Genomic DNA, 13,712 nt, shown 5'->3' on the forward strand with positions numbered 1-13,712 from the left:
TGGCCGGCTTACCGCCAGCACAATTTGGCGCACGAAAAAGAAACATGTACGCATAATACTGGCAGATTTATAATCATGCACACACCTATCCTGCCAGTGGAAAAACCATGTCTGAATTCGCCCAGGTTGAGCAACGCCTTCTTCAACTCCGTGCAGAGGTCGCTGGACACATGGATGCGTACCACCGACTCGATGCCCCGACGATCCCGGACGGAGAATTCAACCTCCTGTTTCGTGAACTGGAGCAACTGGAAGCTGCGTATCCAGATCTGGCTACCGCTGACTCACCAACGCAGCGGGTCGGTGGCCGGGTTCTGGAAGAGTTCCTCCAAGCACAACACGATGTCCCAATGCTGTCGCTCAAAGACGCCATGAACGAGGAAGAGGCCCGGGCATTTGCAAGCTCTGTGGTGGATGAGCTGTCACAGCCGGCGGACATCGAGTTCACCGCTGAACTGAAGTACGACGGCTTAGCGCTTTCGGCTCGATACTTGGCTGGCGTCCTGGTTCGCGCAGTCACCCGCGGGGATGGAACGACCGGTGAGGATGTAACGGCACAGGCCAAAACCATCCTGAACTTGCCCCTGACCCTACCAGCGGCCACTGATCTGGAGGTTCGTGGCGAGGTTGTCATACTCAATAGCGATTTTAAGATCGTGAATGAGCGCCTCAAGAGCCAGGGCTTGAAGACCCTCGCCAACCCCCGCAACGCCGCCGCCGGCAGCATGCGCCAGCTGGACCCCAAAGTAACTGCGTCCAGGAGACTGTCTTTCTACGCGTATGGCGCCCAAGAGCTCGACGGCACCCCTGCGTTCAAGGCAACCAAACAGTGGAAGATCATTGAGGGCTTGCTGGAGCTCGGATTCAGCATTGCCCCGGAAACGACCGTGGTCCACGGCTGGGATGGCATCAAAGGGTTCTACGATGCGGTGGGTGCGAATCGCCACAACCTCCCAGTAGCCATCGACGGCGTCGTATTCAAGGTCAACTCCCTCGCCGACCAAGAACGCCTTGGCTGGAACAATCGCACCCCCCGATTCGCCATTGCGTCCAAGTACCCAGCAGAGGAGGCCGTCTCCGTCGTCGAAGACATTGTGGTGCAGATCGGCCGAACGGGGCCTGCGACCCCTGTGGCAAAGCTCAAGCCTGTGCGCGTCGGTGGCGTAGTGGTATCCAGCGCCAACCTCCACAACGCCGATCAGATCGAGGCCAAGGGTATCAAGGTCGGTAGCACCGTCATCGTTCGCCGAGCGGGCGATGTGGTACCGGAGATCGTTCGGACAGTGCCCTCGATCGGCGATAAGACCCTCTCCCACTATGTGATGCCGACAGAGTGCCCGTCATGTGGTAGCCCCCTCGTTCGCCTGCAGGGCGCCGTCGAGCTGCATTGCCCAGGTGGCATTAAATGCCCGGCACAGAAGCAGGGCAAGATCGCTCACTTCGCGTCTCGGCTGGGAATGAACATCGACAACCTGGGCGACAAGTCGGTCTCAACTCTGATCGCCGCCGGCCTGATCAGCATGCCTTCCGACTTGTACAGTCTGAACGACAAGGTCATCGCACCGCTCCCCGGGTTTGGGCCGGTCTCAGCGAAGAACCTGGTCGCGGGCATTGAGGGCTCGAAAGCTCCGGACCTTCCGCGATTCATTTTCTCGCTGGGGATCGAGGGTGTCGGCGAGGCCACCAGCAAAGCTCTGGCGGCGCAGTTCGGGTCCTGGTCAGCATTCCGCGCAGCGACTTACGCGCAACTGCTGGCCATCGCGGATGTTGGGGATGGTACCGCCACCAACATCACCCGATTCTTCGAGGATTCTACTCTCGGTGCTGAGGCAGATCGGCTGGCCACGATCACCACACCCAACGACTTCGCTGCCATCGGCGGGGCCTCGCTGAAAGGGAAGGTTGTCGTCCTCACCGGCACTTTTCCAACCCTCAGCAGAGAGGCTGCCAAAGCTCTGGTCGAAGGAGCCGGGGGGAAGGTCTCAAGCAAGGTTTCAAGCAAAACCAGCTTCGTCGTTGCCGGCGAGGCAGCAGGCTCGAAACTCGAAGCCGCCAAGGACCTGGACATCGATGTGTGGGATGAAGCCCGGCTATTGGCCGCCGCCGCGGGCTGAGTATTACAGGCCGGCGTGAAGCATCACAGAGCATTAAGATTTCATCTGGAGAACCAGAAAATGTCAGTAACTAATGGACCATACAAGCGCGATGCTAATGGAGTCGCCTATGAAGTCGACTTTGAGTATGTGCGAGATAACGTCCCGCTCGACTGGTTCTTCGAGCACATGCTCGGTGCGAAAGCGAGACCATCAGCAGGTGCAATTCGGTACAACATCTGTCCAAACCCTGAATGCGGAGCTTCTTCCGTTCACTCGGTGAAGATCAGCGTGAAAAACGGCGGGTGGCTCTGCTACTCGTGCGGTGAGCAAGGTGACGTGGTCGCTGCGGCGGCATTTTACTGGGGGAAATCTCATCGGGAGGCAGGTCTTGACCTGATGGGCGCCGATGTTGAGCTGCTGAAGCACTATGTTCCGCCCAAGCCCATGGACGCGATCCAACGCGATGACAGTGCTCTTGCGCTGGTATTGCAACGCGTCGCCGAAGCTTGCAGTTATCCCTCGAAAGATGCCCTGAAGTACTTTGCTGGCCGGGGTATATCTGAGGATGTAGCCCGGGAAGCTTGCAACCGAGGCATCCTCATCACAATCCCGAACAACCCGATGGAAGCCAAGGGGTTCTTGACTGAAGTCGCAGGGCAGGAACTGATGGTGAAAGCGGGCCTGTGGAACCCCGAAAAAAAGGCGCCAGCCTGTGCATTTCGGCCACTGTGGTTTCGGTCGCAATCGCACTGTGCTGCTGAGTTTAGGCTCATGCGTGAACCCAAAGAAGGGGAGAAGAAGGCCATGCGGTACGGCGGAAAATCTCCTTGGATCTGGGAAGGCTCTGAAAGTGAGTTCATGATCGTCGAAGGTCCGATCGACATGTTATCAGCCGTCGAAATGGGGTCGAAAAGGACGATCTTCGCGCTTCCTGGTTGCGAGAATTGGGAGCCTGAATGGTTCAACATGATGGCCAAGAAGAACGTGCTTCAGGCGCTCGATCCTGATAAGCCGGGCTTCAAGGCTGCAGAGAACCTCAAGCCAGTGCTAGTGGCTCTTGAAGCCAACCTTGGCACCTTCAATCCACCCAACCGGGTCGGCGACTTAAACGAGCAGCTCAAGCACATGCGTGGCCTCCTAAACTAACCCACCAAACCCGGCTCTCGCAGCCGGGTTTTTTTGGCTTGTTACAATGCGACCCCGGGGAGTGTGTCGGTAGATTCATAACGCGTACACATACATCAATACGGGTGATAAAATCACCGCTCAGAGAAGTGGAGCCCCCCTTTTGGACCGTCGAACATTCCTGCAATATGCCCTCGGCTTGGCCGCTTCCTCAACTCCGCTGCTCTCAAGCGCCAGCACCTTCTGGGATCAACCCAGACGTCTCTGGCTGAAGCGTGAGATCAAACCCGGGCAGTGGGAGGAGGTCGACAAGGTCTATTACCAGAACGGTCGACTCGATTGGTCCGGCTATGACCCCGTGTGCCGACTGATGCGCGATGTTCACACGGGCAAGGCTGTGCAGATGAGCCCTGTGCTCCTGGACATCGTCGCAGGAATTCAAGGTTGGTTCAAAATTCACGGGATAACGAAGCCCATCATCGTGCTTTCAGGGTATCGCGAAGAGTCGACCAACAAGAAGGTGGGTGGCAAAAAGCACTCTGCGCACCTAAGAGGTGGCGCTTGCGACCTCACAGTGCCAGGCGTACCGGTAGACTACCTTCGACGACTAGCCCTATATCTTGAGGGCGGCGGCGTGGGCGTTTACCCAGGCCGGAACTTCATTCACGTAGACGATGGAAATTTGAGGGTCTGGCGGGGATAGTACCAGGCTCTCGCTCGATGAAGAGCCTGGCTGCCCCCGATCATGCTTAGAACATGCTGGACCAGGAGATCTGGTTGACGAGGGGCTTGTGAGGGAGCAAGGCCAGGTCCACGGCCCTCAGTGCTGGGTTACGGCCGGTGAGGTACCAGCAATCATTTTGCTGACTCAGCATGTATCGATCACACAGCCGCTCCAAAGCCGAACGATAGGCCTCTGTGACATTGCCGCCGGATGCGAGTGCCAGCAGGTCAGCCGATCGAATGCCAGGCTGCCCCCACGCTACCCGAGCAAGATCGTACCCTTCATCACCGGCCAGGATGAAGATCTCATCCGCAACAGCTTCTGGCACGGGGTCGATCATGAAAGGAAACTCGACCGGGAACACGTACCAGCGACGCCAGAACTCGTAGTGGATCCGCAGACGAATGACGTCCTTGCGAGCTCCAAGCACCTCACAGCACTTATCAAATGCCCAGTCGCCAAGGGTAGGCCCGAACACCCATTGGGCAGCTGTCACATACACATCGGTCGGCAGTTTCTTCGCGAACAAAGCCTCGACGTTGGCCTTAATGATGCGAAACGCGAGACGCGTTACGCCGTCCTCGAAATCCTCTTCATCAAGCCGGCGCAGCTCATCCTTCTTCAGTTTTCGTCTTTGCGCTCCAAGGTTCGATAGATTATTGAGTGCGGCGAGCCCAAGTTCTTCAGCAAAAGGATATGACTCGACCACAGTTTCGTCAGTCCCCAGAAAATCCACTTGAGCATCGTCTGCAGCGTTATCAAGATCGAAGGCGTCAAGACCTTCGAAAAGATTGGCGCTATCAAAGCTCTCAAGCCAGTTACGAACATCGCCAGGATCAGAAAGACCGCCAGAATCGTCAGATAGAAGCTCAGATCCGAAGACATCATTTTCTTCCTCGTTGCCCAGGGGCATATCAGTGAATTCGTTCATTGGCACCACCCTTAAACCGGAACTGTTTGCGTGAATTGATCTGCGCCAGCCATTCGGGCATGCTGGCGCCTGGCCGGCCATCTGATGTCGGCCGCTGTGGCGAACCTCACTTCACCCGGGGTGGCCACACTCGCCCAGGTCACCTGGTGCTCGCCGGAAACAATCGCGTAGTCGGTGGTGCCCATCGACAAGAGTTTTTGCATCACATCCCCTGTGCCCTGGGCTTGCTCAGGCTCCGTAGGCAACAGCTGCGAATAGACCTGCGCTGCCGACTCGGATTGAGGTTTGAACAGAACCAGGTTGCGAGCTCGACTCAGGCAGGCCTCGCGCAGATCCAGAGACTCACGCCCAAGATCGTCGAGCGAACCAGCTGCAACCCATACGCTCATCACCTGCTCAGTCTGTGGCGAGAGCAGCTGCTCGATGCTCGGGTCATTGCAACCACCTGGATCGGTGAACACAGCCAGCGCAGTGGGTGCACCAGGCTCACCGATCGACCGCAGAACAGCATCCGCCAGATTCGAGATCACGATGCGGCGGAGATTGGACGCCGCCTGGCCTCGGCCGATGTAGGGAATTGCGAGATACACGATCTTTCGTGTTACCAGCGCCTCGTGCAGCACGACGTCAGGCTGGTAGCTGTTGAACACTTCACCCGCTCTACCGGCGCCGAGCATGCACATGCTCCCAGCGAGGCCCGAGAAGCGTCCTTTCAGCTTTACCGCACAGATGTCGCCAACATCATCCTGAAAGGCCTTGCAGGCCTGCTGCAGGGCTCCCAGCTGCACTGAACGAGGGTATGCAGTGGCCATGTGTTCGATCAGCGCTGAAATAGCGTCAGGCTTCATCACGAACATACCCAGATCAAGGTACGAGTAGGGCAGGCCAGCGAGCTGCAGCGAGGACACAATCGCCCGAACAAGAGCTGCGGTTGGGGTTGAATCGTGACCTGCCGTCGCATCCTGATCCGCGAGGAAATTCAAGACATGGCTCGCGACCTTGGTAGGAGCTGTGTGCAGCACCGGGTTGTAGGTATGGCTCAAGGCGGGACTACCAGGATTCACGATGAGCAGATCAGCTCCCCGGCCAACTGCAGTGCTGGCGCCGATCATCGCTCCCAAAAGTGATTCATCGACCGATGAGCCGACCACGAAGACCGCAGCGCCGGCTGCAATGCGTCGCTGAATCACCTCCCTGATCAGTTGCCCCTGGCCCTCAGTGCTCTCATCGAGCACAAGGGTATGCCCGGGCACAACATGAGCGCCCTTAGGTTCTACGTTACTCATCTCTCAGCTGCTCCTGTTGTTTCTTCCGCCCACCAGTGGGCAGCCCGCTGCCACCCAGGTACTTGTCACTATTCTTGAAGAAGTCCGCACCCTTAACGGACGGCCTGCGGAAGTGGTTGATTCGAATAGGGCCGATTTCTTTCTGCAGCTTTCTGTCGATGCTGATCATCGGCACCCGGACGTTGAAGATCTGGTCTCCGCCGTACTGGATGATGCATTCCCCCTTACCGAGCGCTTTGAGGTCATCCGGCGAGACCTTGTACTCCTCCTGCTCTCGCTCACCGACCGATATGCCGGCGGCAGCACCGGTGCCACCCTCTGGCGCCACATTGAGAAGGGGGGTGCTACTGCTTTCGTTCTGCGTACCGCTCAATGACTTCGTGATACCGATTTTCATGCCGATGAGGTCTGCACACTCAACGGCCGTGGCCTGGGTACCGATCTTGAAAAAGATCTTGGTCCAGGTGTTACCGATGACCATCTCTTTGAAGTCAGGAGAAACCACATCCAGGTTGGCCAAGGTCTGGGCTGCGGGGAACAGTGCCATCTGCGCGCTGCGCCCCTGTTCAAAGGGGCGTGCTAGCGACTGAACGGCGTAACTGCCCAGCTCATCCATGAAATTGAAATGCGGGGGGTTAGGCCGGTCCTCTTCAGGCAGCGCCTGGATCCACGAGATAGCCGTACGCAGGTCGCCCAGGAACATCTTGCCGAAGTTGGAGGCGGCTTCGTTTTTACCCATCGTCGGGAGAGCGACGTAGATGATCTTCTTCGCCCGGATTGCTTCGAACAGGTCGATCTCGGGGGCGTAGGTGTTCATCACGTCACCGAATTTCCCCGTACCGAACAAGTACATCCGGCCGGCAAGACCGCCGAACGTTTCCTTCATCCGCTTGATGTCAACCACGTTCTCCATGCCCGGCTTTCCGCCGATCTTGTATTGCTCAAGGAACAGGGAGAAGTTCTTGGTCGCCGGGTTGTGAGGCTGGGTCTTCTTGAGCAGGGTTTCCAGTTCCTCGATCGCTTTGTGGTTCATCAACAGGATCGTGAAGTCGATGAAGTTGTAAGCGAGGCCAGCAGCTTGCATTGCCGCTACGAGGGTGGTGATGCCTTGGTTCGCCGACTGTTTGTAGTGGTCAGCGCCAGGGTTATTCTCGGTAGAGGGAATGATGGACAGGATGCGGGCGGCGATCTCATCAGGGTCACCCCTGAGGATGGGGTTGTATGTATTGCTGAGTGATGGGTTACCCGGGTTCAGAATCAACAGATCCTGCTCGCGGCCCGCCCAGACGCAGTACTGGTAGATCGTTTGAATGTCGTCCGCATTCATCTTACCGTCGATGAACGTCAGGCCGCCGCCACGCTGGATCTGCTGGAACATCATCAGTTTGCCCAATACGGTTTTACCTACACCGGACTGGCCCAGGATAAATCCATGCCGCATGAAGTCTTCATCAGGGACACGTACAGGCTGTCCCGTGTCGGTAGTGAAGCCAAGCAGCAAGCCATCTCCGTGCGCCAGATCGGTAGCCGAGCGGATATTGATCTTCGACTCAAGGAGGAGCTGGTTCTTCCAGAAATCAAAGACACGGTTGCCCACGTACGCCGCACCCGCAGCCCCCATGGCGAGGGGGAGGGTGGCCGGCACAGAGCTGAAAAAAGGCGATGTCAGAAGTCCACCAGCACCGATCGAACTCAGTGCCAGGGTGTCTTTGAAGCCACCGATTTTCGAGCGAAGTATCTGATCCATACTCATGGAGGTGAGCCTTAAGCTACGCACAAAAAAACCCGAGCACCATGAGGCGCCCGGGTTGTGGGGGTTAGAGGAAAACGCTCGACTCGGAAGCCTGCGCATTGTCTTTCTCTGCTGCGGGTAAGCGCAGCAGCGGCGATTGCAAAAGCGTTTGGATTTCCATCTGCGACAGGAGCTTGTCCTGCTCGATGGTGGTCCGAACGCCTGGCACGTCCTTTACGGTCTGCCCGGTTTGAGCAATTTGATCCAGCTGATCCTTGTACTTCTGGTACCGAGATTTCTCTGGCGGTTGCGTCGATGTCTGCTGTTGGGTATCTGATTGAACAGTCTCAGCTGCACCTGTTGTGCCTCCAACTGATTCGTTTACCTGACCATGCTGGGCTTCCTCGCGGAGACCCTCGACATATTTGGTGTCATCGAATTTGCCAGTGAAGACATCGGCACTGAAGCCAAGCAACGAAAGGCATTTTGAAGTTGCGTCTGTGAGACTTTTCTTGGCGTGATCCTCATCACTACTGATGATTCCGTAGGAATCTCGCGTGATGTAGGTGGTAGCGCCGAACTGCTTCACTGAACCGCGGAATCCCTGTTGCAGGTACCACAGCTCAACGTACACCTTGTGAATGACTTCTTTACCAACGACCTGGCCATCCACAACGAACGGTTTCCCGTCCACGTACGCTTCACTGATCAGCTCGACACCCCAGCCAAGGCCAAAAGGTCCGAAAACCTCAGTAGCACGCTTGATCTGATAGATGGGCGCGATCGCGGTCCCCTGGAAACCACCCTTGTTGAAGGACTTGGTCTCATCAGGATTGGTCTTCTCAACCTTGTTCCACACCTGCAGGCCAATAGAAGCCGCGGCCTGGCCCTGGCTGGCCCACAGCGATTCGCCGTTGGCCGAGCTTTGGTGGGTTGCTGCGTCTGTTCTGGTTTGCATTTTTGACTCCTACGACTCTGCAAAGAGGGAATACCTAATGCAGGGGTATGAAGCACAGCTGCTGATAAGGTGGTGGGGCTAGACCGCGAAATCGCCAAAAGCGTTTGCAATACGTAACACGTCGCTATATTTTAGGCGCCACAAGAGGACGGTTGCAACAAAAAGCCAACTATCTGTATTATCGCTACGTGTTATTTAGCATTCCAAACCAACGAGTATCCTATGATCACCTTGAACAGAGCCATTCTGCTTGCGTCGCTTGCGCTCTCAGCAAGCACCGCGGGTGCCGTTGATGTGCGACAGGTAGTGGTTCCAGACAGCTACGGCGTTGCGATTGAGCCCGCGCATGCAGGGCACGCGCTTGTTGAATCCATTCGCGACACCCAGAAGAAAGCCGAATCTCCGGTCTGGACGGTGACTGAGCCAGCCAGGCCTCGGGCCCTGATGCCGGCAGAAGAGGCTCTGCTCGATGCAGAAGATGCAAAGATCGCCGAGGAGGCCCGTCACACGCGGACCACGCTCTACTTTGACTTCGACAAGAGCATGCCTACGGGCTGGTGGCCGCTGACCAACGTCATCGCTGACGCACTTCGCGTCGGCAGCACCATCACCCTGATCGGTTATGCGGACGAAGTGGGCGAGGCGATTTACAACCAGCGCCTGTCCGAGAACCGCGCCATCGAAGCTGCGCGTTACCTGGTTCGGCACGGTGTTAAGAAGAAAAACATCAAGGTTTACGGCCGGGGCAAGCGTGACCCTGTATCTAGCTCCGATAGCTCGATGAACCGTCGGGTCGAGGTCGACATCGTTAAAGCTGCGGGGAAACCTCTGTGAAGGAGATCGATATCCCGCGCTACGTTGACAGTCAGACGCAATTACTTTTTTGGGAAATCGATGAGGCTGCGATCTTCATTGGCTGCCTGGGCGCAGGTATCGCACTGGGGGGCTGGGCAACCATCGCTTCCCTCGCCGGCGGCTGGTACGCAGTAAAGCGGTTTAAGCGTTTCAAGAGCGGTGCACTGGACGGCATTCTGCATCACCTCTGCTACGAGGCAGGCGTCATGGGGCTGAATAAACACTACGACGACTCTTCGAAGCGCGACTACTTCTACTAAAGCTTTCGAACGACTTTATTTGTACGCGTTATGTATTCGATAGCGCTTTGAGGCCGCAATGAAGATCAAGAAAATGCAGAACACGATGGAAGGGCTGAAAAGTCTCAGAAACTTCCAGACCTTGTCGATCGCGTGCCTTTCGGTATCGGTCCTGCTGCTCACTTTCAACCAAATGGGGCAGCACGAAACCACACGTTTGGTGCCGCCGAACCTGGACAAGGCCGTGAAGGTTGGCTGGAACAACGCGGACGACGAGTACATCAAGTCCTTTGGCCTTTATGCCTCGACTTTGATGGGCAATGTCACGCCCAAGAACGTGAATTTCATTGCCGACTCTGTTAGCGCCTTCGTTGATCCGAAGATCTACGCAGACGTGCGCAAGAAGATGTTCGTGTTGGCCAACGACCCCGTGTTCGCAACGAATGCTGGTTCTGTGTCCTGGAACGCCACTGACATCAGCTACGAGAAGGAGACGAAGAAGGTTTTCATTCTCGGTTCGATGGAGTCTCGCAGCGCAACCGGCAAGCCCAAACCGGACTACCAAGTGGTCGAGTACGTCATCGAGATGCGTGCGGGCCGCCCTTGGATCACGGGTATGGACCACTACCCAGGCAGCACCCCAAAAACACTCAAGTGGCTTCAGTCTCACCCGCCTAAGCCAGCAGAACCAACCAAGGAGGCGCTTCAGTGAAACGCTCAGCCATTGCTCTAATCGTGCTGGCCACCATCCATGCATCCATCTCATGGGCTGATGGGATGGCGGAAGTAAAATTGCCGCCTGTTCCTACGGCAGCAAAACGAGTCAAACCTGTCGAAGCGCAGCCTCTGCCTGGCTTGGGCGTTATGCCTGGCGCCGAATCTGATTCGCGCACCCAGGTAGTTCGCGTGAGCTCGGACCGTAACGAAGTTATTTACGTTTCGAACATCTTGCCGAACCGGATTTCCACTCCGTTCGCTTCGCCTAAAGCAGTCGACCAGCAACCTGATGATTTGGATATCAGTACGATCGGTCAATCGCTTTATGCGACGATGAAGACGAAGGATAAGCCAGTCGCACTGTACGTGACTGGTTCTAATCCAAACGACCCGGTCATTTCTTTGACCCTGATTCCGAAGGAGCTCCCACAGCAGACCATTACGCTGCAACTGGACAAGCCGATGGTGGAAACTGGCGGTCATGCGTCCGAGAACCATGCGCCCGACAGCAACAACTACACCGATACTATTCGTTACGTGTTGCGAGAAGCAGCTCTCGGCAAAACCCCTGAAGGCTTCAGTGAAGGTCTGTTGCCTGCGTCGGCCGCGAACATTGGCAACGTAATTGCCTATCCAAAAGTTCGTTACTCCGGCCCAGAGTACGATATTTATCGTTACAGCCTGCAAGGAACGTCCAAAACCGACGTCGATCTTGATGAAGGTACGTTCTACAGCGATGGTGTCCGCGCTGTGTCTTTCTTCCCGACAGCCACCCTACGTGCCGGCATGACCACTGATGTGTTCATCGTCTCTGATAAGTCGGCTACGGGGAATTAAGCATGGCTATCAAAGACCAGCTGAAAGATAAGTGGCAAGATCTTAGCCCAGGCGTTCGATCGACAATTGCAATTATTGGCCTTTTAGGCTTCTTGATGATTGTCGGCTCTGTAATTGTTGGCAATGACAAGCCCAAGAACAATACGAAAACCGAAGGCACTTCCGACACCAAGCTGCTCTTGCCTCGTGGAGATAATAATACTCCTGAGCAGATCATGGCTAAATTGGCTTTACAGGACAAACGTTTTAAAGAGATCGGCCAATCGCTCAAGCAGATGGAGCAAGATCGCAAAGATGATCGCCTACGCGCCCTTGAAGAAGAACGACTGCGGGGGCAACGGCCTGACCCTGTTACCCAGGACACGCTTCGCGAGCTGAAGCGCTTGGGTGATCGGATGGACAAACTGGAGCTTAGCAAGGGCGGTACCGCTCCAGCTCTGAATGCTGCGTTGCCAGGCTATGAAAGCGCAGCTGGCACTGGTGAAGCCCTGCAAGAGCCGAAACCGAAGGTAGCAACCCTGCGGGTCACTGGCGGTACCCAAACGGCCCGGAATGAGGCCCCGAAGCAGGCAGAGAAGCCGACCCCGGCGATGCCAGCCGGTTCGTTCTTCGAAGGTGTGCTGCTGAACGGTATGGACGCGCCAACCAGCTCCACAACGCAGAAAAACCCTGTGCCGACGACCATGCGAATCAAGTCTGACGCCGTACTGCCAAACAAGTACAGCGTCGATGTTAAAGAATGTTTTGCGCTCGCTTCTGGCTACGGTGTTCTTTCCAGTGAGCGCGCTATGCTCCGGACAGAATCTTTCTCTTGCGTACGCAAAGACGGAAAGATCATCGAAGGGAAGATGGAAGGTTACATCGTTGGCGAGGACGGGCGGGTCGGTATGCGTGGTCGACTCGTGTCCAAGCAGGGCCAGATGATTGCCAAAACTTTGGTTGCCGGCGGTCTCTCGGGCCTCGCACAGGGCATGACACCACAAACAATCCCGCAGTTGAGCCTGGGTGACAGCAGCACCACTCAAACCCAAAGCGCTGACACATCGACCATTCTGCAAACTGGTGTTGCTAAAGGGTTCTCTACTTCCGCGAATGAAATTGCCAAATTCTACATGGAGATGGCTCGCGAAATGACTCCGGTAGTTGAGATCGACGCCGGCCGCAAAGTTACGATCATGCTGGTGAAAGGGATCGAACTGAAATGATGAAAGGTAATCATATGAAACGTACTGCATTAGTCGCAGCGCTGTTGCCTATTGCTCTTCTGAGTGGTTGTTCGTCCTGGTTGAATACCGCCGGCGATGACGAGTTCTCATGCCCAGGCATGCCGCAAGGCATCATTTGTAAGTCGCCAATGGCTGTTTACAAGTCCACAGAACAGAGCCCAGCGCTGACCGACAGCGATATGCCAATTGGTCAGAAGGCACCGAACGTAAAGTACGGTGACGACATGGGAAAGACTGCCGGCTCTGAGCATAACCTCAAGGTATCCAATGGTGTGCCAGGGCCAGCTGTTGCGGATCTTGCTCGACCGGTTCGAGTTCCAGCCCAAGTCATGCGCATCTGGATCGCTCCGTGGATCGACAGCAAGGACGATTTGCACTTTCCGTCCTACCTCTTTACCGAGATTCAGCCACGCACTTGGTCGTTCGGAAAATCCGAATACTCAGGCCAAGGCATGGTTGTTCCTCACCTTGAGTTAACCGCTGTACCGCCAGTCAATGTTGCCGCCCCTAAATCGGAAAACGTTGCTGCAGAACCAACCAATTACGGACCGCAAGTTACGTCGTCCGCAATCCCATCCACAACTGACATCAATCTGAACTGATAACACTGGGAGCTACACAATGACCGCACAAATCGCACAAATCGAAACCACCGCAGTAGCCGCTGCTCCATTCAAGAAAATCGACAAACGTGCCCTGGTGAGCATGGCTGTGGTCGGTCTGGCTGTCGCCGTCGACGTGACCGCCGGCGCCGACTCCACCTTCACCGAGATCGTCATCAGCCTCGACGGTTGGATGACCGGCTCCCTCGGTAAGGTCTTTGCCCTGGGTGCCCTCGGTACCGGCCTGGCAATCGGCGTGGTCAAGCAATCGGTCATGGCCGTTGTGACCGGCGTAGCCGTAGCGCTCTCTGCAAGCGTTGGCCCAGGCGTACTGACCAACATCTTCACCGCAACGCTGTAACGCCCCTCAAGGCGCACTAGGTC

14 protein-coding genes are annotated in these 13,712 nt (G+C 56.2%); 10 read left to right on the plus strand and 4 right to left on the minus strand.

Annotation, left to right across the window (positions count from 1 at the left end):
* Positions 1–107 precede the first annotated feature (107 nt).
* From ligA to L6D80_RS21185, 3 genes are all read left to right on the plus strand, one after another.
* Positions 108–2,114 carry an NAD-dependent DNA ligase LigA gene (gene ligA, locus L6D80_RS21175; RefSeq protein WP_023383777.1) on the plus strand — a complete coding sequence of 669 codons (2,007 nt, stop codon included), beginning with the start codon at positions 108–110 and terminating at the stop codon, positions 2,112–2,114.
* A gap of 60 nt (positions 2,115–2,174) precedes the next feature.
* Positions 2,175–3,242, plus strand: a complete 1,068-nt coding sequence (locus L6D80_RS21180; RefSeq protein WP_023383778.1) for a toprim domain-containing protein — start codon at positions 2,175–2,177, stop codon at positions 3,240–3,242.
* Positions 3,243–3,384: 142 nt separating this feature from the next.
* A complete protein-coding gene (locus L6D80_RS21185; protein WP_023383779.1) occupies positions 3,385–3,924 on the plus strand; it encodes a YcbK family protein in 540 nt (179 codons plus the stop codon).
* Between the two features lie 46 nt (positions 3,925–3,970).
* Here the strand turns inward: L6D80_RS21185 and L6D80_RS21190 are convergent, their stop codons facing one another.
* The 4 genes from L6D80_RS21190 to L6D80_RS21205 form a co-directional block, all read right to left on the minus strand.
* On the minus strand, positions 3,971–4,876 hold the full coding sequence (locus L6D80_RS21190; protein ID WP_023383780.1) for a hypothetical protein: 906 nt from the start codon (positions 4,874–4,876) through the stop codon (positions 3,971–3,973).
* Positions 4,877–4,887: 11 nt separating this feature from the next.
* Positions 4,888–6,162, minus strand: coding sequence for a hypothetical protein (locus L6D80_RS21195; RefSeq protein ID WP_054893914.1), 1,275 nt, complete (start codon positions 6,160–6,162; stop codon positions 4,888–4,890).
* Positions 6,155–7,915 (minus strand): type IV secretory system conjugative DNA transfer family protein, encoded by a 1,761-nt coding sequence (locus L6D80_RS21200; RefSeq protein WP_054893913.1) that lies wholly within the window; start codon positions 7,913–7,915, stop codon positions 6,155–6,157. Before L6D80_RS21200 ends, L6D80_RS21195 begins: the two co-directional genes overlap by 8 nt.
* Positions 7,916–7,979: 64 nt before the next feature.
* On the minus strand, positions 7,980–8,852 hold the full coding sequence (locus tag L6D80_RS21205; RefSeq protein ID WP_054893912.1) for a hypothetical protein: 873 nt from the start codon (positions 8,850–8,852) through the stop codon (positions 7,980–7,982).
* Positions 8,853–9,074: 222 nt separating this feature from the next.
* On the opposite strand from L6D80_RS21205, the gene L6D80_RS21210 reads away from it, so the two are divergent.
* The 7 genes from L6D80_RS21210 to traA are packed head-to-tail and all read left to right on the plus strand — an operon-like array spanning position 9,075 to position 13,689.
* Entirely contained in the window at positions 9,075–9,686 is a 612-nt protein-coding gene (locus L6D80_RS21210) for an OmpA family protein (protein ID WP_054893911.1), read from the plus strand.
* Positions 9,683–9,967, plus strand: a complete 285-nt coding sequence (traL, locus tag L6D80_RS21215) for a type IV conjugative transfer system protein TraL (protein WP_054893910.1) — start codon at positions 9,683–9,685, stop codon at positions 9,965–9,967. Before L6D80_RS21210 ends, traL begins: the two co-directional genes overlap by 4 nt.
* Positions 9,968–10,025: 58 nt before the next feature.
* Positions 10,026–10,658 carry a TraE/TraK family type IV conjugative transfer system protein gene (locus L6D80_RS21220; RefSeq protein WP_023383786.1) on the plus strand — a complete coding sequence of 211 codons (633 nt, stop codon included), beginning with the start codon at positions 10,026–10,028 and terminating at the stop codon, positions 10,656–10,658.
* Positions 10,655–11,500: a TraK domain-containing protein gene (locus tag L6D80_RS21225; RefSeq protein ID WP_054925610.1), complete on the plus strand. Its 846-nt coding sequence runs from the start codon at positions 10,655–10,657 to the stop codon at positions 11,498–11,500. Before L6D80_RS21220 ends, L6D80_RS21225 begins: the two co-directional genes overlap by 4 nt.
* 2 nt (positions 11,501–11,502) lie before the next feature.
* On the plus strand, positions 11,503–12,705 hold the full coding sequence (locus L6D80_RS21230) for a TraB/VirB10 family protein (protein ID WP_054893908.1): 1,203 nt from the start codon (positions 11,503–11,505) through the stop codon (positions 12,703–12,705).
* A gap of 14 nt (positions 12,706–12,719) precedes the next feature.
* Positions 12,720–13,328: a type IV conjugative transfer system lipoprotein TraV gene (gene traV, locus L6D80_RS21235; protein ID WP_082412207.1), complete on the plus strand. Its 609-nt coding sequence runs from the start codon at positions 12,720–12,722 to the stop codon at positions 13,326–13,328.
* 19 nt (positions 13,329–13,347) lie between these two features.
* Positions 13,348–13,689 carry a TraA family conjugative transfer protein gene (gene traA / locus L6D80_RS21240; protein ID WP_060500575.1) on the plus strand — a complete coding sequence of 114 codons (342 nt, stop codon included), beginning with the start codon at positions 13,348–13,350 and terminating at the stop codon, positions 13,687–13,689.
* The last annotated feature ends 23 nt before the right edge of the window (positions 13,690–13,712 follow it).

Source organism: Pseudomonas ceruminis, from assembly GCF_021602025.1.
GTDB lineage: Bacteria > Pseudomonadota > Gammaproteobacteria > Pseudomonadales > Pseudomonadaceae > Aquipseudomonas > Aquipseudomonas ceruminis.